Source organism: Promicromonospora sp. NPDC090134, from assembly GCF_044746965.1.
Taxonomy (GTDB): Bacteria; Actinomycetota; Actinomycetes; order Actinomycetales; family Cellulomonadaceae; genus Promicromonospora.
The window spans coordinates 288,459-308,137 of the sequence record NZ_JBIVCZ010000001.1 but is presented as its reverse complement, the minus strand read 5'-3'; the positions used below and the strand labels follow the sequence as shown (position 1 = coordinate 308,137).

Below are 19,679 nucleotides of genomic sequence, written 5' to 3'. Positions count from 1 at the left end.
CGGGCGGGCTCTAGGAGCGGACTGTCGGCGTGAGCACCTCGACCGTGCCGTGCTCGCCGTCCACCCGCACCAGGTCGCCCGTGCGCAGCCGCATCGTCGCGTTGCCGCACCCGACGACCGCCGGGATGCCCAGCTCGCGGGCGACGATGGCGGCGTGCGAGAGGGGCGCGCCGACGTCGGTCACCACGGCGGCCGCGCGGGGGAACAGCGGCGTCCAGCCGACGTTGGTCACGGAGGTGACGAGCACCTCGCCGGGCAGCAGTGCCTCGCCGTCCTCCACCGAGCGCACCACCCGGGCGACGCCCTCGGTCACGCCCGACGCCCCGGGGAAGCCCCGAACCTGGTCGGAGCGCGCGGACTCCTGGCCGTTCTCGTCGTAGACGTCCGACCTCCGGTCGGGGTCGGCGGCCCACCGCACCGGGTCGAACCGGCCGCGGATCACCGCCGGGTACGCCGGCAGGCCTCGGTACAGGTCGTAGGTGGCGCGGCGCACGGGGACGACGTCGGGCGCGTTCTCCCCGGCGCGCGACCCCGCGCCGGCGCGGAGCACGTCGAGCAGCTCGTCGAGCGTCAGGCAGAAGACGTCGTCGCCCAGGCCGGTGAGCTCGCCGGCCCGCACCGCGAAGGCGCGCAGGGCCCAGAACGTACGGATCACCTCGGACCGCGCGCGCTCCCGGTCTCGCGCGTTCCGCGCCCACCGGTCGAGCTGGCTGCGCAGGCGCGCCGCCTTGCGCGGCGACAGGCGTTCGAGCCGCTCCCAGACGGCGGCCCGCGCCCGCTCCTGCCGCTCGAGCAGCGCGTCGACGTCGGTCCCGGACGCCGCCGCGATCTGCCGGTCCAGCCAGGCGGGATCCTCCGCCGGGCGCGGCCGGGAGACCTCGAACTCGTCGACGCACCGGTGCCCGTACCGCGTCACGTACGTCTCGCGGTCGAGGCGGCCGAGGGCCACCTCGCGCAGGTTGACCAGCGTCTCCATGCTGGCCAGGTGCTGTCCGCCGGAGGACAGGCCGGACGTCAGGGTCTCCGTGTCGGCGTCGCCGAGCAGCGTGCGCAGGTCCCGGCGCAGCGTCAGCAGCTTGGTGCCGTCCTGCCGGGCGGCGCCGCGCAGCACGCGCGACGACGCCTCCAGGTAGGGACCGAGCTCCGCGGTCCAGAACTCCGCCAGCCCGGCCGGGTCCCCGACGTCGGCCGCGCGCCGGCGCAGGTCTGTGCCGCGCTGCTCGGCGGTGCCCAGGAATCCCTGCACGGCCCGGACGTCGCGCACGAGCGACGTGAGGTTGCGGCCCACCATCGGGAGGAGCCGCCGGATCAGCTCCCCGCGGCCGATCGGGACCACCGGGATGTCCGGCTGACCCGGGAGCCGCCCGAACACCTCCCGGTACGCCGCGTCGACCGCCTTGCGCATGCCGAGTGCCTGGGCGACCGTCTCCGTGGTGCTGAGGTTCATGTAGAACCGGCCGCCGATGGTGCCGTACGCGGGGACGCCGATGTCCGTGTCCGCCATCGCGTTCGCCATGAAGATCCGCACGAGCGACCAGGTCAGCGGCGTCATCACGCTGGGCAGTGCCTCGCCGAGGTTCGCGTTGGTCCACAGGAAGTCGCCCAGCAGGCTGTCGTTCCACACCTCCGTGACCGCGACCTGGCCCGCCGCACCCGTGACGGGCCGCGCCTGAAGGATCGCGGGGGCGCCGTCGTGCAGCGCCCACTCGACGTCCATCGCCACGCCGTACAGCTCCTCGATGCGGACACCGAGCGCGGCGAGCCGCGCGGCCTGCTCGTCGGTGAGCGCGGGCTCGTCCCGCAGCGCGGCGGGGACCGGCTCGTTCCGGGTCCCGTCGGCGGTCCGCACCGTGCGGACCTCCTTGGTGCTCACCGCGCGCTCCACCGCGCCGCCGACCCGCGCCACCAGGAAGGTGTCGGGCGTGACCTGCCCGCCGACCACGGCCTCGCCCAGTCCCCAGGCCGCGTTGATCAGCACGCGGTCCCGGGACCCGGTCATCGGGTCGACGGTGAACAGGATGCCGGCGGCGGCGGCGTCGACCAGCAGCTGCACCACCACCGCGAGCGCGACCTCCTCGGCGGGGATGCCGTGCCGCGCGCGGTAGCCGATCGCGCGCGCCGTCCACAGGGAGGCCCAGCAGTCCCGGACCGCCCGCAGCAGGGCGTCCTCGCCGCGGACGTTGAGGAACGAGTCCTGCTGGCCGGCGAACGACATGCCGGGCAGGTCCTCGGCCGTGGCCGAGGACCGGACGGCGACGGCGGGGGTGCCGCCCTCGGCACGTAGCCTCGCGTACCGGGCCCGGACGGCGTCGCCCACCGCCGCCGGGATCTCCAGGCCGGCGAACACCTCGGCGATCCGGGCCGCCGCGGCGTCGTGGGTCTCCGGCCGGTCAGGGTCCACGTCCTGGGCCGCCGCGACGATCGCCTGCTGCGGCGCGCCGGCGACCGCGGCCCGGTAGGCGTCCGTGGTGACGTGGAAGCCGCCGGGAACCGGCAGGCCGGCCGCGGCCAGGCGGGCGAGCGACGAGCCCTTGCCGCCGGTCGTCGCCAGCTCCACCGCCGCGGGATCAGCGAGCGGCAGTGTGAACGACTGCGTGACCTCGGTGCTCACGACGGGTCTCCTTCTGCTGGCGTGGGGTCGCCCTCGGGCGGGAGGTCTGCTTGCGGAAGGTCGTCGTCCTGCGGAAGGTCGTCGCCGAGCGACTCCCGCAGCCTGGCCCGCGCCACGGCGTATGCCTGGTCGACGAACGCGCGGGTGGCGTCCGCGCAGACGGCGCGCGCGGCATCGGACGGCGGGTGGTCGGCGGCGAAGGCGCGCGCGAGCGCGTCGCCGATCAGCTCGCCGGCGCGCTCGTCGGACACCCGCAGCGAGTCGGGCATCATCCGCAGCGAGACCAGGGAGCCGTGCAGCACGGCGGCGACGAGGGTGAGGTGGTCCTCCAGGCTGAGGTCCTCGCGCACCAGGCCGTGCTCACGGAGCGTGGCGAGGTACTCGCCGAACGGGGCCACCATCTCGGGCGTGGTGGTGCTGGTCTGCTTGCGGGCAACGAGCTTGCCCAGCACGGCGGAGTCCTGGACCATCGCGGCCTGCAGCAGCGGATGCCGGTGGAGCTCGTGGGCGAGGAGGCCGAACAGCCCGGGCAGGGTGGCGGTCTCCGGGTCTTGCTGGAGACGCCGCCGAACCGCGCCGATCATCTGGGCCCGGTCCCACCGCATCAGGGCGGCGAACAGGTCCTCGCGGCTGCCCCAGTGCAGGTAGATGGTGCCCTTGGCCACCCCGGCGAGCCGGGCGACATCGTCGATGGTGGTCTTGTCGTAGCCCCAGCGCAGCACCAGCTCGGTGGCGGCGTCGAGGATCCGCTCCGCCCGCTCGGACCTGCGCTGCGCGGTCCCCCGTCGCTGCGTCGTCGCGCCCATGCCTGGTGCCTCCACGCTGGCCTCCGTGAAACTATGACCAGATTCGTTCATCTGGTCATCTTGGAGGCTAGACCTGTGCGCTGCCTCGGTCAACTGCCTGGCGAGGGACTTCTGACCTGCGGATTCGGAGGTACCTCGTGAGGCATGGAACCTTTCCGATGGGTCGCCGCGTGGTGGGGGACATGACGAGGGAGAGCGCGCGAACATGTTCGCCGAGGTGAGCGACGACCCACAGGTCCGGGTCGACGTCACACGCACCAGGGACCAGGAGTTCATCGCGTTCGTACACGAGGCGGGTCCGTACCTCTACAAGACGGCGCTCCTCCTGTCCGGAGACCCGCACCGCGCGGAGGAGCTGGTCCAGGCGACGTTCGAGCGCACCTACCGGTCCTGGCACCGGGCCCGCGCCGGCGAACCCCGGGCCTATGCCCGCCGCATCCTGCTCAACCTGCGCATCGACGGCTGGCGGCGCACCAGGGGCGAGGTGGTCTCCGACGTCGTCCTCACGGGGTCGGTCGCTGGACCGGCCGAGGGTGTGGCCGTGCGCGACGAGGTGGTGCGCGCGCTGGCCAGGCTCCCGCTGACGCAGCGTCGGGTCGTGGTGTTGCGGCACCTGCTCGACCTCACCGAGCAGCAGACCGCCCGCGAGCTCGGGATCGCCGTCGGCACCGTCAAGTCCGCCAACGCGCGCGGGATCACCCGCCTGCGCGAGATCTTTCAGGAGGGTGAGCGATGAGCATCGACGACACGGACGTCGTGGCACGCCTCCAGGCAGGCGCCGACCAGGTCGAGCGGCATGCGTTCGACGCGGGACAGGTTGTGGCCGGGAGCCGGCGCGCACTGCGGCGGCGGCGTACCTGGCAAGCTGCCGGCGTCGGCACGACGGCGGTCGCGGTCGCCTTCTCGCTGGCCCTCGCCGGGCCGGTGCCGGTGCCGGGGCTCGGCGATGTCGCGCTGCCCGGGAGCGAAGAGCTGCGGGAGCTGTTCGGGCTGGCGAAGCCGGAGTGCGTGCCGCCGGAGCCTACGGCCAGGCGGAGCCCCGTCGAGTCGGGTACGAGCCTCCGTCCGGGGGTGACGTTCCACCTGGCGGATGCTCGGCCCCTGTCCACCTGCTCCGATGTCCGGATCGACGGCATGGTCCGAGGAACCATGCTGTCGCCCGACGGTCTGACCGAGGAAGGAAAGTTCTGGACGGTGCTGGAAGATGCCGGCGCCGCGTCCAGCACGACCGGCACGAACATCACACGGGTCGATCCGTTCATCGACGGTATCGAGCAGGTCATGGCCCCTCTGGTCCCGACACCGGTGGATGGCGGAGTAAGCACTCCTGGTCGCCTCACACCGCAGGGCGACGAGGCCGCCTGGTTCGTACGCACCGCGCAGAGCGCTGACGAGCCGCCGGACCGGGTCTTCCTGGCCGCGGGCGGCCGCCGGGTCGATCCGCTGACCGGCGAGTTCCACCAGTCCCGAGTCGTCTCCGAGATCGAGGGTGACTTCGACGGCAATCTTGCTGTGACCGCCCACCGCGTGGCGTGGCGCGAGGAGGACGACCCCACGGGGTCCTCTGACGCGGGGGACTCATGGGGCATGACCGCATGGGTGGCCGACATCGAGTCGGGTGAGCCCAGGCTCCTCGCGGAACGAGCGACAGCCATCGGGGGAGACGACGACGAGATCGTCGTGGCCACCCTCGACCAGCCTGCCGCCGGCTCCTGGACCACGACTTTCACCTCGTACGGCGATGACGGCGGCGAGCAGACGGTCCTGACCCTGGAACACCTACGCGAGACATATGTCCAGTTCGTCGATCTCACGGATGACGTCCTCACCTATGCGCTGGACGGGGGCTACCACCTCGCTGCCGTCCCGAGGAAGGACGGAGTCGCCGGCACGGGCGGCGGCCAAGCCATCGCCGTTCGACTCGGCGCCACCACGGTCGTCAGTGTCTCCGCGGCAGGTGATTCGGTCGCATGGGTCGTGTCCAGCCACGAGGCCTATCTCCTCCGTGACGTCGGGCTGGAACCCGACCTGGTACGGATCGGGTCGACCGGCCTCAGGAGCCGGATCATGGTGGGTCTCGCCGGTGACCGGATCGCCTGGGGCATGAGTGACTCGAACGACCGAACCAGCGAGACCGACACCACTGCGACCCTGAACGTCGGCACCCTGCTCGGAGAGGGGACGACGAGTGCGACGCGCCCAGATCCGGCGACGCCCGGGGCACGAGCGGTGCCCGCCGCACCCACGGTCACCGTCCCGGAGGACGCCGTCTTCCGCACCTACGACTGAGGCGCGAGGTGCGCTCCGGACGGACCCAAGGTCCGCCCCGTGCCGCCGCCGCTCCCAGCCGCCCGGGCTACTGGACCGTGATGGTCACGGCGTGCTGGGACGGCGCCTGGAGGGCCGTACCCGGGTACTGGGCGATCCAGCGACCGGAGATGCTCGTGCCGACCTTTGTGGAGTAGTACCCGTCCGAGCCCGTCTTCACGGTCTTCTTGTAGACCGGACCGGCCGAACCGGCGGGGTCGAAGTACAGCTTCACGGGGGTGTTGGGCGACAGCCGGTTCGCGACCTTGGTGTCGCTGACCAGCTGCACCTTCCGCACCGCTCCGCTCAGCGTGACGGTCTTCGGCCCCGTGAAAGTCTTGGACGACGCCGAGACGCTCGTGCTGCTGGCGCGCTTGACCGTCATGGTGGTGATGGTGCGGTCGTTGACGGTGACGTTCGACTTGCAGCTGGAGCGTGACTCGGGCGCAGGCGAGAAGCAGATCGAGACGGCCTGCTGGTCGACCCCGACGTCGTAGACGCCGGCGGGCATCAGCGGGCTGACCCGCGCAGTCGTGTGGGCCGACTGCAAGAAGTAGTCGGTGCCCACCTCGTGCTGCCATTCCAGGGTCGCCGTCCGGACGATCCCGTTCGGGTACCGACCCTCGCCACGCCTGCTCTCGAACCAGAGATTGCTCGCGCTCCTGGCCCAGCCGAGGCCGCGGATGCCGGCGTCGAACCGCACCGTCGCCGGCTCCGTACCCACCACGACGTCCGTCGCGATGATCCGGACGCCGCCCGCGTAGCCCTTCGCTGTCTTGGACGCGGAACCTGAATGAGTTGTCCTGTCGATCGACCGCGTCTCCTGCGGCGTGTCGACTGGATACGAGCGCTTGTACCTGTCGGACGCGGGGACGACCGCCCGCCAGGTGCCGTCCGACGGTGCGACTAACGTCGTCTCGAAGTAACCGCGAGCGTCGGACGTCGCCGAACCGCGATAGACGCGCGGAGCTGTCCCCTTGGGGTCGAACCAGATCTCAACCTGCTCACCCGCAAACGGAACCTGGCTGGGTGGTGACCCGAGCACCGCAATACCCGAGACCACGGCCTTCTCCCCCGCCGGAATGTGCTGGGGGGTCGCCTGGAAATCCCTGAGATATGGAGTTCTGCGCTGGAAGAACTCGACCGCGTCCGTGCCCGCGACACGAACATCCACCGGTCCGGACTCGGTCTGCACCACGACGACGGCATCGAACGACACCAGGTAGCGACCGAGATCCCGGCCAGCCGGAAGCTCGAAGTCAGTCGCCTCCCACCTGGTCCCGGGCCGCTCGAACGCAGTCTCCCGGGCGTAGATCTCCTCGTTCGAAGGGTTCGTCACCCGGATCATCGCGCTGGTCAGCTCAGCCGAAATGCCGTTGTGCTCCAGCCAGACAGCCATGTACGGAGCTTGATCGGGCACCTGAACCTGGGCGGTGACCTGGATGTCTCCGTTCGAGCCGGAGATGATCCCGACGCCGGCAGTCGCCGGGACCGCACCGACGATCAGGCCCGCGCACGTCAGGACCAACGCCGACAGGACACCTACTACCCGCCGCACCGACGCGCGCATGAACAGCCTCTCTGTTTGCCAACCAGTACTGATGGGACCGGGGTGATGTCGCGACGCCGCTACTTCACCGTGATCGTCACGGCGTGCCGGGACGGCGCCTGGAGGGCCGTACCCGGGTACTCGGCGATCCAACGACCGGAGATGCTCGTGCCGACCTTCGTGGAATAGGTGCCGGCCGAGCCCGTCTTTACGGTCTTCTTGTAGACCGGACCGGCCGAACCGGCAGGGTCGAAGTACAGCTTCACCGGGGTGTTGGGCGAGAGCCGGTTCTCGACCTTGATGTCGCTGACCAGCTGCACCTTCCGCACCGCGCCGCTCAGGGTGATGGTCTTCGGCCCCGTGAACGTCTTCGACGACGCCGAGACGGTGGTGCTGCTGGCGCGCTTGACCGTCATGGTGGTGATGGTGCGATCGGCCACGACGGCGTTCGACTTGCAGCCCAGGCGATCCATCCAGGGGACCGCCGTGCAGATGGCGATGCGCTGCTCGTCGACCCCGACGTCGTAGACCCCGGCGGGCATCAGTGGACTGATCCGCACGAGAGCGTGATCCGACTGAGCCTCTGTCTCGATCGAGCCACCGTCGGGCGTGAGGGTCTCCGGCCACTCAAGCATCGGGCTGAGAAGCATGCCGTTCGGGTACTTGCCTTCGCCGCGCCTGCTCTTGATCGACATGTGGCTCGAGCCCCGCGCCCCACCGAAGCCGAGGATGCCGACGTCGAACCGTGCGTTCACCGGGTCGACACCGATGACGACGTCGGTGGCGATGATCCGCAGGCCGCCCGAGTAGCCCCCGACGGTCTTGACCGCGGAGCCGGAACGGACGGTCCGGTCGATGACACGCGTCTCCTGCGTGGTGTCCACCGGCGTCGACGCCACGTACCTGTCGGACGTCGGGACCACGGCCTGCCAGGTACCGTCCGAGGGCGCGACCAGCGTCTTCTCGAAGTATCCCCGGGCGTCGGGTGTCGCAGAACCGCGATACACCCGCGGGGCCGTGCCCTTCGGGTCGAACCAGATCTGGACCGGCTCGCCGACCAAGGGCGTCCACCCGGATGTCCCGTGCAGTGCGATGCCCGAGACCAAGACCTTCTCACCCACGGGGAGGTTCTGCGGGCTCGCCTGGAGGTCACTGAGCCGGGCACTCATGCGCTCGAAGAACTCGACCACGTCCGTGCCCGCGAGGCGAACGTCCACCGGCCCGGTCTCGGTCTCCACGACGACGACGGCGTCGAACGAGACCAGGTAGCGACCGAGATCTCGGCCGAGCGGAAGCTCGAAGCCGACGGCCGTCCACACCGAGCCGTTGAGCTCGAACGCTGTCTCGCGGGCGTAGATCTGCTCGCCCCGCGGATCCGTCACTCGGATGTTCGCGCTGCTCAGGCTCACCGAAGTGCCGTTGTGCTGCATCTGGACCGTCATCCTCTTGGCACCGTCAGGTACAAAGACGTGCGCGGTGACCTGGACGTCTCCGTTCGAACCGGTGATCTTCCCGACGTCGGCACTCGCGGGCGCCGTGCCGACCACCAGACCCGCGCCCGTCAGGACCAACGCCGACAAGACACCTACTACTCGTCGCAACGACGCGCGCATGAACAGCCTCTCTTCGTGCCAACCAGTGCTGATGGGCCAGGGTGATGCGGCGACGCCGCTACTTCACCGTGATCGTCACGGCCCGCTCGGACGGCGCCTGCAGATCCGTGCCCGGGTACTTCGCGATCCACTGACCCGACCGCGTCGTGCGGTACGTCGTCGTGTAGACGCCCTTCGAGTTGGTCCGGACCGTCTTCTTGTACTGCGGCCCCGTCGCACCAGCCGGGTCGAAGTAGAGCTTGACCGGCGTGTTCGGCGACAGCCGGATCGCAGCCTTCGTGTTGCTGACCAGCTGCACCTTGCGCACCGCACCGCGGAGCGTGATCGTCTTCGGCCCGGTGAACGACGTCGCAGACGCCGCGATGGTCGTGCTGCTCGCCCGGCGGACACGCACGGTGGTGACCACGTCCCCCGGCATCGAGACACGCGCCTCCGCGGCGTCCCAGCGATCCGTGTAGACGGCCATCTCGCCCGTGAACCGCACGTCGTACAGGCCGGCCGGATGCACGGCGGAGAGCCGGTAGGCCCGCGTCGCGCTGTAGTTCGTCCGCCACGGGAACTCGCCGCTGCTGTAGTAGACGTCACCCGCACCGAACCGCCCTTCCGCACGGCGGTTGGTCATGAAGGGTCCGGAGAACTTGAGGTTGCCTGGGTATCCCGCAGTCAGGAGCCCCGCGTCGACATAGACCGTCTGCGGCTCGATCCGGGTCACGACGTCCTGGACGATCACCCGCGCCTTCGCGGTGTGCCCGCCCTTCGTACCCGACACCACGACCGACCTGACCGGCTGAGTGACCTTGCGGCTCGTGAACGTCGCGGTGCCCGGGCCCAGGACCGTGTCCTCGTCCTCGCCCGGCCGGACAATGTCGTAGGTGCCGGACGTGCTGGGCCGCACCGTCTTGGCGAACCAGCCGTCGGCGTTGCTCGTCGCGGTCGCGACGGCCTCGCGAGGCGCCGAGCCGGCCGGGTCGAAGTAGATCGTCACGGACTCCCCGGCCGCGGGCGCGGACTGACCGTGACCGACGAAGCCGTGCACCTGGACCGGCGAGCCGGCCGGTGCCACGTTCGGGGCGAGGGCGATGTCGTTGTAGCTGTACGTGGACAGGCCTGCCTCGTCCTCGGCGGTCGGTGCCCCGACCGCCGCCGGCCCGCCCAGCAGGCTCCCGACGAGCGCCAGGCTGAGCACCAGACCGAACGACTTCCGGACACCGATGACCATGGGTTACCTCGCGGTGGGGTGGGAGTGTGGCCCGGCGACCGGGAACAGGCTTGATCCTGTCAGGCACCGCGACAAAAGGTGCAGGTCGGCTGAGAATCGCCGAGGTGAACTTTCGGGCGGACGGACAGCACAAAGGTCCGCCCCCACCAGGCGATCAGGCATGGATCCGCGTGAGAACCCATGCCTGACCGCCTGGCGGAGGCGGACCTCCGTCCACTCGCAGCCGACGCCTGCGGGTCAGCCCACCGTCACCGTCACGACCGCCTGCGACTTGGCCAGCAGGCTCGTGCCCGCGTACTTGGCGATCCATCGGCCCGACGAAGCGGCGTTGACCGTGGCCGAGTAGGTCCCGTCGGCGCTCGTGGTGAGCTCCTTCTTGAGGACCGCAGGCGACGATCCCGTGGGGTCGAAGTACAGCTTGACCGGCGTGCTCGGCGCCGGCCGGATCGCCGCACCACCACCGCTGACCAGCTGCACCCGCTTCACGTCACCGCTGATCGTGATGTTCCGGGCCGAGGGCACCGACGTCTGCGAGGCGGCAACCGTCGTGGTGGTCGCACGCTTGACCACGATGGTCGTCACCGTGGGGTCCTCGACGAGCACGTCGTGCGTGCAGTTGCTGGTGCCGCCCTCGAGCCCGTCCCAGTCCGGTGCCGAGCAGGCCTTCATGGCGTCCCGGATGCCGATGTCGTAGACGCCGGCCGGCAGCGTCGGGTTGAAGGTGAACGTCACGTGGCTCGTTCCGATCCCGGAGTGCGTCAGCTCCCGCTGCACCCGGTACCCGTCAGGGAAGCTGCCCTCGCCGCGTCGGCTCTCCGCGCTGACCCAGCCGGACGTGCCGCCCACGGTGAAGTCGAGGCTGCCGACGTCGACACGGCGCTGCACAGGGGCGAGGCCCAGCACGACGTCGTGCGTCATGAGGTGGTCACCCGCGGTGAAGCCGTTCTGCGTGGCGCTGACCGTGCCCTGCCGCAGCGTGGTGTCGCGGGCCCGCTCCGCCGAGGTCAGGGTCCACACCGCCTTCGCGCCGGTGTCGGTCATCGGCATCTCCGCGCGCCACTTCCCGGACGCGCCCGGCTGCTGCCGGGTCGTGAAGTAACCGCGCTCGTCGGTCGTCAGGGTGTCGATGAAGATCTCTGGCGCGTCGCCCGTGGGGTCGAAGTACAGCTTGACCTCCTGGCCGGTCGCCGGTGCGTACTCGCCGGTGCCGAGGCTCCGGATGTTCGCCGCCCCGGAGACCGAGATCGTCGATCCCGCGGGCGCGCTCGCCGGCGACGTCCAGATCAGGGGGATGTTCCGCTTCGCACGGAAGGGCACCAGCACCGGGTCCGCGGTGCGGATCGGCACCTTGACCACGCCGTCGGTGGTGGTCACGTCGATCTCCGCGGACACGGACACCTCGTAGACGCCGGGCTCGGCGTCGGCCGGCAGCGTGACCTTCGAGGTCCACGTGTTGGCCGTGCCCGACGCCACGAACTGCGCCCCGGTCAGGCTGCGACCCTCCGGGTCCACCATCGTCATCCGCCCGGAGCGCATGGCCGCGGAGGACCCGTTGTGCGTGATGGACATGGTGCCCGTGATGGACCCCACCACGTCCCCGCCCGGCGGCAGGGAGATCTTCGCGGAGACGACGACGTCGTCCACCTTGTTGGTCACACGGTCGGCGGTGACGCCCGGCGGCGGTGCGGTGCTCACCTCCGCCGCGAGGCTCGGAGTCGCGGCGACGCCGGTCATCAGCAGTGCGGCCCCGAGCACCATGCCCAGCGACGCCCGCATCCTCGATCTGTTCAAAGCAGCCCCCTCGTCAGAGGGACGCGGACGCGTCCCGCCCAGCCGCATGTTCTCCCGGCGCACAGGGGCGGGCCACGGGAGGCGGTGATGAGAGCGGGTGAATTTCCCTCGCCGCGGACGCTAAATCGGACGTTGAGTGAGAATGGGGATTATGCAGACCGACGGAAGGCAGGAGACACCGAACGAACGCGCGGACCGCAACTGGAACGAGCTGCTCCAGGAGCTCCGGGTCATGCAGACCGGCGTGCAGATCCTGACCGGGTTCCTGCTCACGCTTCCGTTCCAGTCGCGGTTCACCGATCTCGACCAGTACCAGGTGAACGTCTACCTGGCGCTCGTCATCGCGGCGGTGATCGCGACCGCGCTGATCGTCGCCCCGGTGAGCGTGCACCGCGTGCTGTTCCGCAAGCAGATGAAGGGCAACATCGTCACCCTGACCGACCGCATCACCCGGATCGCGCTCGCCGTGCTCGCCCTCGTGATCACGGGCGTGGCGGTGCTCGTCTTCGACGTGGTGGTCGGGCGGACGGCGGGCATCGTCGCTGGTTCCGCCGCGTTCGTGCTGATGGCACTCCTGTGGTTGCTGCTCCCGGAGACGCTGCGCCGGCGCGGCTGAGCCGGCGCAGCCGCTCGAACTACTTCACGGTGATGGTGACGGCGCCCTGCGACGGCGCCTGGAGGTCCGTACCCGGGTACTTCGCGATCCAGCGGCCCGACATCGACGTGCGGTACGTGGTCGTGTAGACGCCCTTCGAGTTGGTCCGCACGGTCTTCTTGTACTGCGGACCGGTCGCGCCGGCCGGGTCGAAGTAGAGCTTCACGGGCGTGTTCGGCGAGAGCCGGATCGCAGCCTTGGTGTTGCTCACGAGCTGCACCTTGCGCACGGCTCCGCGGAGCGTGATCGTCTTCGGCCCGGTGAACGACGTCGCCGACGCCGCCACGGTGGTGCTGCTGGCGCGCTTGACCACGAGGGTCGTCACTGTGGAGTCGTCGACCATGATGTCGTGCCGACAGCTGTACGTCGCGCTGTACTGCTCCACCCAGTCCGGGGTGGAGCAAGCCTTCATGGACTCGGTGACACCGACGTCGTAGACACCTGCGGGAAGCGTCGGCCGGAAGGTGAAGGTCGGCGCGCTCTGGCCGCCGCCATGGGCCTGCATCCAGACGTGTTTGTCGTAGCCGTCCGCGTAGTAACCCTCGCCGCGACGGCTCGCGATCATGACGTAACCACCGTCAGCACCGGTCGAGTAGTCGAGGTTGGCGACGTCGACCCTCCGGGTCACCGGGTCCAGACCCACCACCACGTCATGAGTGATGAGGCGGTGCCCGACCGTGAGCCCGTTCTTGGTCCTGAGCACCACGCCCTCACGCAATGTCGTCGACCGTGCGCGGACAGAGGAGGTCGCCGACGTCATCGCGCGTCGCCACGCGTCCGTCGTCGGCATCAGGGCTCGCCACTCACCCGACGAGGTGGTCCGCTGCTGACTTGTGAAGAAGCCACGCGAGTCAGTCGTAAGGGTCGCCCGAAGGGTCTCGGGGGCCGAGCCCGAAGGATCGAAGTAGAGCTCGACGGGCTGGCCTGCAGCCGGCACGTAGCCCTTCGCGAGATCCCGCATGTTGGCGACACCCGAGACGGTGATGGTCGCGCCGGTGGGAACGCTGGACGGCGACGTCCAGAGCTCCGGGATGTCGCGCGATGCCCGCAGGGGGGTCGAGAACAGATCGGTACCGGCGAGAGGGACTGTGACCACACGCCCGTCCACCATGGTCACATCGACGTCCGCCGTGACAGACACCGTGTAGAGGCCGGGCGCGGAGTCCGCAGGCATCATGACCGTCGCGTCCCAGCGGTTCGACAGGGCGGACTCGGTGAACTCGGAACCGACCACCGGCCGGCCTCGCGGATCGGTCAGTGTGAAGTGGCCGGACCGCACCGTCGCCGAGGTGCCGTTGTGCGTGATCCGAAGCGACCCGTAAATGTGCGACGCCAGGGAGTCACCACCGAGGCGAACATCCCCGGTCACGACGACATCGTCGACCTGACCTGTGACACTACCGTCGGCGGCCGAGCTGGGCGCCGCCGTCAGTCCAGACACCAGCAGAACCGCTCCGACGGCCGCGCCGAGCACGCGCCGCATCTTCGACATCACCGTCGCGACCTCGCAAGAGAGAGGGATTCCCGGAGAAACCGGGCAGCGGGATCCTCCCAGACGGCAACACCCGGAGTCCGCCGCCTAACAGTTATCCACAGGGTGATCTTCCCGCCGGCGTCAGAGCGTCTTGTGCCAGGCCACGATCCGGTCCACCGCACGCGACACCGTGTCGAGCGACGACGCGAACGACAGCCGCACCCACTCCCCGCCGTGCACGCCGTCGAAGTCGGTGCCGGGCGTGATGGCGACGTCGGCCTCGGCGAGCAGCCGTGCGCAGTACGTGACGGAGTCGAGCCCGAACGAGGCGATGTTCCCGTACAGGTAGAACGCGCCGTCGGCCGGCGCGACGGGGCGCCAGCCGAGCTCGCCGAGCCGCTCTAGGAGCAGCCTGCGAGACGCCGCGTAGTGCGCCACGTTCTGCGCCGCCGCCTCGTACCCCTCGGGTGTGAACGCGGCGATGCCGGCATGCTGCGCGAGCGCGGGCGGCGAGAGCGCCACGTTGCTCGCGAGGGCGTCGACGGGCGCGACCAGCTCGTCCGGCAGCACGAGCCAGCCGAGGCGCCAGCCGGTCATCGCCCAGTACTTGGAGAACGAGTTCACGACGACGGCGCCCTGGTCGACGAACGTGGCCGCCGTCGCCTGCGCCACCTCGTCCGAGTAGGCGATGCCGTGGTAGATCTCGTCGCTGATCAGGCGCACGTCGTGGTCGGCGCACCACTCGGCGATCGCGGCCAGCTCGGCCGGCGTGATCATCGTGCCGGTCGGGTTCGCGGGCGAGGCGACCATGACGCCGTCGAGCCCGCCGCCGTAGTAGGCCTCGTTGAGCTGCGACACCGTGGGCTGGTAGCGCGTCTCGGGGCCGCAGTCGAGCTCCACGACCTCGCAGCCGAGCGCCGACAGGATGTTCTTGTAGGCGGGGTAGCCCGGACGAGCGAGCGCCACCCGGTCGCCGACGTCGAACGACGCGAGGAACGCGAGCACGAACCCGCCGCTCGACCCCGTGGTGACGGCGATCCGCGCGGGGTCGACCTCGACGTCGTACCAGCGCCGGTAGTGGCCCGCGATCTCGGCACGCAGCGCCGGGACACCCATCGCCTCGGTGTAGCCGAGGTTCCCGTCGCGGAGCAGCGCGATGGCGCGCTCCCGCACCACGTCGGACGCGCCGGTCGACGGCTCCCCCGCACAGAGGTTGAGCACGTCCGCCCCGGTGGCCCGGCGCGCGTTCGCGGCGGCGAGCACCTCCATGACGGCGAACGGGGGCACGTGGGACCGGCGAGAGACCTTCATGCGGCCATCATGGCCCACCGAGGTGCCCGACGGCGGTACGAGCCGGTGCGGTTCACCAGCGCACACGGGCGAACGTCAGCGACGCGACGCCGTTGTCGCCGAGGGTGGTCCAGGCGATGCGGTCTCCATCGACCCCGACCGCGGCCTGGTCGCGAGACAGCCGGACGACGCCCGGCGCGCCGTTCCTGTCCACCATCGCGTAGGCCGCGCCGTCCTCCGTCGACCACGCGATGGTCCCGGCGGACACGTCCAGGGCGGTGACGGGCGAGGTGCCGCGTACCTGGTAGGCCGTGAGCGTGGGGACGTCCACCAGGTAGAGCAGGTCACCGGCGGAGAAGACGAGTCGCCCGAGGTCGTATCCGAGCGTGGACACCGCTTGGTACCCGATGTCCTGGTTCCGGACAGACAGAAGTGTCTCCGACTCTGCCTCGCCCGGACCGGAGAGCAGCTCGAAGACGGTCGTCGTACCGGACCCGGCCCCGAAGGCCGGGCCTCCAGAACCCTCCTCGTAGGCAAGCAGCAGGCCGTCCGGCGTCGAATCCAGAGCACAGACCCGCTCCCGTACACCCGGGCGGACGTCCGTGGATCCGTCGAGCGCCGCTGTGTGCAGCCTCTGGGTGCAGCTGGTCCGCGCGACGTTCGGCGCGGTGGTCCACCCGAGCAGCGTGTCCGCGAGCGCCACCGTGCCGGCCTCTGCCTCCAGCACCGACGAGTCGCTGACCGTCGTCACGTTCCCGTCCTCGTCCAGGGCCCGCAGGGTCCAGGGCAACGTCCCGACGATCTGGGTGTTCGGCGTCTCGAACCAGGCGGCCCGGTCGCCCTGCCGGACCAGGCGCAGGGGCTGCGGCCAGCGTCCGTCGACCTGCTCGGTCTCGGCCACCTGGACCATGTCGCTCCGCCCCTTGCCGTCCGGGGCGAGCGCCTCCAGCGTGGACGGCCCCGGGATGAGGTCGCCGTCGAGCGCCGGGTCCGGGTCGGACCAGTTGAGCACGCTCTCGCCCGCGCCCAGGGTCGTGGCCTCCGCCTGGACCTTGGCGGCCGTCGTCCACCGGTGGTCGACGATGACGTCGACGCACCGCTCGACGTCGTGCGCGTCCGCGGTGTCGATCATCCCGACGAGGGTGAGGTCGCCCCAGCCGGCGGACATGGTGTCGACCGGGGTCGTGGGCGCGTCGTCGTCGGGCCGGGTGCACGCCGCGGTGTCCGCGTGATCCGAGGGCAGGCCGGAGATACCCCGACCGTCGATCCCGAGCACCTCGCGCAGCCACTGGCTGCCCAGCAGCGCGACGGGTCCCAGGCCGGGCACCCGGACCGGCCCGGCCAGCAGGAGGCCGAGGACCAGCACGAACACCCCCGCGACCGTCGCGACGGCCCGGACCGCCTGGCGGCGTCGGACCGCCGCCCGGGCCTGGAGCAGCACCTGGTCGCCGTCCACCTGGAACTCCGGGACTGCCTCGATCGCCGAGGCGCTGAGCAGGGAGCGCAGCCGCGCGAGACCGCGCGCGTTGGCGGACTTGACCGAGCCGAGCGAGATGCCGAGCTCCTCGGCGACCTGCGCCTCGGACAGGTCGAGCAGGTGCCGCAGCACCACGACCCGCCGCTGCCCGAGGGGCAGTGCCCGCAGCGCCCTGCCGAGCTCGTCCCGGACGGCCACGTCGTGTGCGTGGTCGGGGACGGGCGAGAGCGGTATGACGCCGTCGTCCGTCACCCCCACCCGCCGGTCCTTGCGCCAGCCGTCGATGCGGAGGTTCATCAGGATGCGCCGCGCGTAGGCCCGCGGCTCCCCCACTCTGGCCTTGGCCCACGCGCGGTACGTCCGCTCGAACGTGGCCTGGACCAGCTCCTCGGCCTGGTCGACGTCGCCGGACAGGAGATAGGCCGTCCGGTAGAGGTACGCGCCCGCCGACGTCACGAAGTCCACGAACTCCGCGTCGAGGTCGGGGGCGACCAGCACCCTGGCGCGCCCCGGATCGACCACAGGCTGCTCGGTTGTCTCCGCGTTCACACCGCCCACCACGGGCGAGCCGGCGCAGAGGTTGCCTCGTCCTCGGACACGACCACGCGGAGCATCGCGTCATCATCCCGCCAGAAATAGCCCGACAAGCACAAGTCGGCGGCGCGAATCGTGGCGAGTCAGCGTTCACCGGGCTCAAACCTCACTCACAATTGTGGTGCTAGACTCATAATTGTGTTTCTAGCTCCACAATTATGAGTCGCTGGATGGCTCTGCCACGACCGGAGGACCACCATGGACTGGATCCACCCGGAGCACGTCTTCGGATCGGGACTGGAGCCCGTCATACTCCGCACCTTGTGGCGCGCAGGTGCGCCGATGACGGGTGCCGAGGTGCATCGCGTCGCGGGAAAGGGCTCCGTCGGAGGCATCCGGCTTGCTCTCTCGCGACTCGCCTTGCAGGGGATCGTCCTGACTTCCCGCGTCGGCACGGCGGCGACACACGCCCTGAACCGGGATCACCTCGGATTTCCTGCGATCGACGCGGCCTTCTCCGTCCTTGATCCGTGGACGCAGTTCCGGTCGCGCGTCACCGAGGTCATGGCGGAGCATGGTCCGGACGATCCTCTATCTGTCACCGTCGCAGTTTTCGGCTCGGTCGCGCGTGACGAGGCCCGGCTGGACTCGGACCTGGACCTTGCCCTAGTCGTCGCCGAGGCGGACGAGCAAGCCCAGAACCTCGCCGACGAGCTCCGCCAAGAGCTCAGTGCGGCCACAGGCCAGGCCATACAGGTCTACCTGACCACGCCGGCGCGACTCGGCGACGCAGTACGCCAAGGAGACCCGATCGTCGATTCCTTCCGGTCGGATGCTCGCGCCGTCTCCGGACCGGACATCCGCACATACCTTCAGGAGCATCGATGACGCCACGCCAGCAGCCTCGAACCCGAACGATGACCAGAGCCGACGTCCGGGTGCGCGCGGCGACAGCACGTAAGTATCAGGAGGTCGGCGAGATGGTCCTCGGTGAAGCGCCCGACGAACGCCAGGTAGCGGGTGGGCTCGCGGCACTTGCCGCCATCGCAGCTTCGGATGCGATCTGCGGTGCCCGGCTCGGACGGTGCGCCATCGGACAGGATCACGGGCAAGCCGAAAACCTTCTCGCCACCGTCAATCCCGACGGACGAGAACTCGCGAAGAAGCTCTCACGTGTGCTGGCGGAGAAATCGAACGCACACTACGGGACCACCTACCTGAGCGGAGCGGAGACCCTGAGCATGATCAGAAGCTCCCGCGCACTGGTCGACGCACTCGACGCCCACCTGAACTGAGCAATGTCGGCTCACGTTGCCTTTCGGGCCGCTTGTGAAAGTTGTAACATGCTTGCCATGGCGCCGGGACCGCGCGATGACGCAGACAACGACCCTCTTCGCCGAGCCGCGCAGTACCGCGTGGACCGGGAGGCCGGGGCTGAGCGCGCGGAACAGCCCGGATCCCCCGACGACGCGGAGCCCGACGACGCCAACGACGGCAAGCGGCCCGGCAGCATGACCGTCGAGGAGCGCTCGCGCTACGTCGACGTGGTGATCGACCAGGCGATGCGCCGCGGCGAGTTCGACAACCTGCCCCTGCACGGCAAGCCGATCCCGGGCATCGGTGGCAAGCACGACCCCGACTGGTGGGTCAAGGGTCTGATCGAACGCGAGAACATCACCGGAATGCTGCCCTCGGCCCAGCTCCGCAAGGACGACGCCGAGCTGGACGCCCGGCTCGACCTCGAAGCCATGGAGGAGCGCGTCCGCGAGATCGTCACGGAGTTCAACGCGCGCGTCGTGGACGCCCGGCGTCAGCTCCAGGGCGGCCCGCCGATCGTCACGCCCACCCGCGACGTGGACGAGCAGGTGCGCAGGTGGCGGGAGCGCCGGGCGGCCCGCCGGACCGCGGCGTCGGCACCCTCGCCGAGCCCGGAGCGCACGCCGCGCACCGTGGCCGACCGGCCGTGGTGGAAGTTCTGGTGACGGCGGGTCAGAACCCGTAGGCCGTCACGATGACCACGGCGGTCATCAGCCAGTAGGGCACCGACCCGAGCGCGAACCCCAGACCCGCCGCGATGGCCATGCGGCCCCGGTGCGCGCCGAACCGGCTGGACACGGCTCCCACTGCCATCGTGAGACAGCCCACGATCGTCACGCCCTCCGCGGCGCCCTGCGAGATCAGCATCCCGAGGATGAGCGCGACCACCCCGACGACGGCCTCGCCGCGCGCAAGGTACGGCCCGCCCCGACGAGCCCGCGGGTAAGTCTCCTGGTGCGTTGTCATGGCGCATCGCCCCTCGTGCCCGACATCGGTGTGGGCACCTCGTCTCCAGGATCGCACCATGCCCCCTTCT

At 70.3% G+C, this 19,679-nt stretch carries 16 protein-coding genes; 6 read left to right on the top strand and 10 right to left on the bottom strand.

Features of this window, described 5'->3' with window-relative positions:
- Positions 1-10: 10 nt before the first annotated feature.
- Together ACIPN7_RS01340 and ACIPN7_RS01335 are read right to left on the bottom strand one after the other, a co-directional pair.
- The gene (locus ACIPN7_RS01340) at positions 11-2,611 is read right to left on the bottom strand and encodes a PEP/pyruvate-binding domain-containing protein (protein WP_400537212.1); all 2,601 of its coding nucleotides are present in this window, start codon (positions 2,609-2,611) and stop codon (positions 11-13) included.
- Positions 2,608-3,468 (bottom strand): TetR/AcrR family transcriptional regulator, encoded by an 861-nt coding sequence (locus ACIPN7_RS01335; protein WP_400537210.1) that lies wholly within the window; start codon positions 3,466-3,468, stop codon positions 2,608-2,610. Before ACIPN7_RS01335 ends, ACIPN7_RS01340 begins: the two co-directional genes overlap by 4 nt.
- A gap of 166 nt (positions 3,469-3,634) precedes the next feature.
- Between ACIPN7_RS01335 and ACIPN7_RS01330 the strand changes: the two genes are divergently transcribed.
- Complete coding sequence (locus ACIPN7_RS01330; protein ID WP_400537208.1) at positions 3,635-4,153, top strand: SigE family RNA polymerase sigma factor; 519 nt, start codon at positions 3,635-3,637, stop codon at positions 4,151-4,153.
- Positions 4,150-5,706, top strand: a complete 1,557-nt coding sequence (locus ACIPN7_RS01325; protein WP_400537206.1) for a hypothetical protein — start codon at positions 4,150-4,152, stop codon at positions 5,704-5,706. Before ACIPN7_RS01330 ends, ACIPN7_RS01325 begins: the two co-directional genes overlap by 4 nt.
- 67 nt (positions 5,707-5,773) lie before the next feature.
- Here the strand turns inward: ACIPN7_RS01325 and ACIPN7_RS01320 are convergent, their stop codons facing one another.
- The 4 genes from ACIPN7_RS01320 to ACIPN7_RS01305 all read right to left on the bottom strand — a co-directional run bounded on the left by ACIPN7_RS01320 (position 5,774) and on the right by ACIPN7_RS01305 (position 11,896).
- Positions 5,774-7,123 (bottom strand): hypothetical protein, encoded by a 1,350-nt coding sequence (locus tag ACIPN7_RS01320; RefSeq protein ID WP_400537204.1) that lies wholly within the window; start codon positions 7,121-7,123, stop codon positions 5,774-5,776.
- Between the two features lie 230 nt (positions 7,124-7,353).
- A complete protein-coding gene (locus ACIPN7_RS01315) occupies positions 7,354-8,715 on the bottom strand; it encodes a hypothetical protein (RefSeq protein WP_400537202.1) in 1,362 nt (453 codons plus the stop codon).
- 229 nt (positions 8,716-8,944) lie between these two features.
- Positions 8,945-10,105 (bottom strand): hypothetical protein, encoded by a 1,161-nt coding sequence (locus ACIPN7_RS01310; RefSeq protein ID WP_400537200.1) that lies wholly within the window; start codon positions 10,103-10,105, stop codon positions 8,945-8,947.
- 237 nt (positions 10,106-10,342) lie between these two features.
- Positions 10,343-11,896, bottom strand: coding sequence for a hypothetical protein (locus ACIPN7_RS01305; RefSeq protein ID WP_400537198.1), 1,554 nt, complete (start codon positions 11,894-11,896; stop codon positions 10,343-10,345).
- Positions 11,897-12,047: 151 nt separating this feature from the next.
- Here ACIPN7_RS01305 and ACIPN7_RS01300 point away from each other — a divergent pair, with 151 nt between their 5' ends.
- Positions 12,048-12,512, top strand: coding sequence for a DUF6328 family protein (locus tag ACIPN7_RS01300; RefSeq protein WP_400537196.1), 465 nt, complete (start codon positions 12,048-12,050; stop codon positions 12,510-12,512).
- 19 nt (positions 12,513-12,531) lie between these two features.
- Here the strand turns inward: ACIPN7_RS01300 and ACIPN7_RS01295 are convergent, their stop codons facing one another.
- The 3 genes from ACIPN7_RS01295 to ACIPN7_RS01285 form a co-directional block, all read right to left on the bottom strand.
- The gene (locus ACIPN7_RS01295) at positions 12,532-13,785 is read right to left on the bottom strand and encodes a hypothetical protein (RefSeq protein WP_400537194.1); all 1,254 of its coding nucleotides are present in this window, start codon (positions 13,783-13,785) and stop codon (positions 12,532-12,534) included.
- Between the two features lie 381 nt (positions 13,786-14,166).
- Positions 14,167-15,336 carry an aminotransferase class I/II-fold pyridoxal phosphate-dependent enzyme gene (locus ACIPN7_RS01290; protein WP_400537192.1) on the bottom strand — a complete coding sequence of 390 codons (1,170 nt, stop codon included), beginning with the start codon at positions 15,334-15,336 and terminating at the stop codon, positions 14,167-14,169.
- A gap of 52 nt (positions 15,337-15,388) precedes the next feature.
- Positions 15,389-17,341 carry a SigE family RNA polymerase sigma factor gene (locus ACIPN7_RS01285; RefSeq protein ID WP_400537190.1) on the bottom strand — a complete coding sequence of 651 codons (1,953 nt, stop codon included), beginning with the start codon at positions 17,339-17,341 and terminating at the stop codon, positions 15,389-15,391.
- 243 nt (positions 17,342-17,584) lie between these two features.
- Between ACIPN7_RS01285 and ACIPN7_RS01280 the strand changes: the two genes are divergently transcribed.
- The 3 genes from ACIPN7_RS01280 to ACIPN7_RS01270 are packed head-to-tail and all read left to right on the top strand — an operon-like array spanning position 17,585 to position 19,308.
- Positions 17,585-18,214 (top strand): nucleotidyltransferase family protein, encoded by a 630-nt coding sequence (locus tag ACIPN7_RS01280; RefSeq protein WP_400537188.1) that lies wholly within the window; start codon positions 17,585-17,587, stop codon positions 18,212-18,214.
- The gene (locus ACIPN7_RS01275; RefSeq protein ID WP_400537186.1) at positions 18,211-18,621 is read left to right on the top strand and encodes a hypothetical protein; all 411 of its coding nucleotides are present in this window, start codon (positions 18,211-18,213) and stop codon (positions 18,619-18,621) included. The genes ACIPN7_RS01280 and ACIPN7_RS01275 overlap by 4 nt, the downstream gene beginning before the upstream one ends.
- A gap of 57 nt (positions 18,622-18,678) precedes the next feature.
- A complete protein-coding gene (locus tag ACIPN7_RS01270; protein WP_400537185.1) occupies positions 18,679-19,308 on the top strand; it encodes a DUF1992 domain-containing protein in 630 nt (209 codons plus the stop codon).
- 7 nt (positions 19,309-19,315) lie between these two features.
- Here the strand turns inward: ACIPN7_RS01270 and ACIPN7_RS01265 are convergent, their stop codons facing one another.
- The gene (locus tag ACIPN7_RS01265; protein WP_400537183.1) at positions 19,316-19,609 is read right to left on the bottom strand and encodes a hypothetical protein; all 294 of its coding nucleotides are present in this window, start codon (positions 19,607-19,609) and stop codon (positions 19,316-19,318) included.
- Positions 19,610-19,679: the final 70 nt, after the last annotated feature.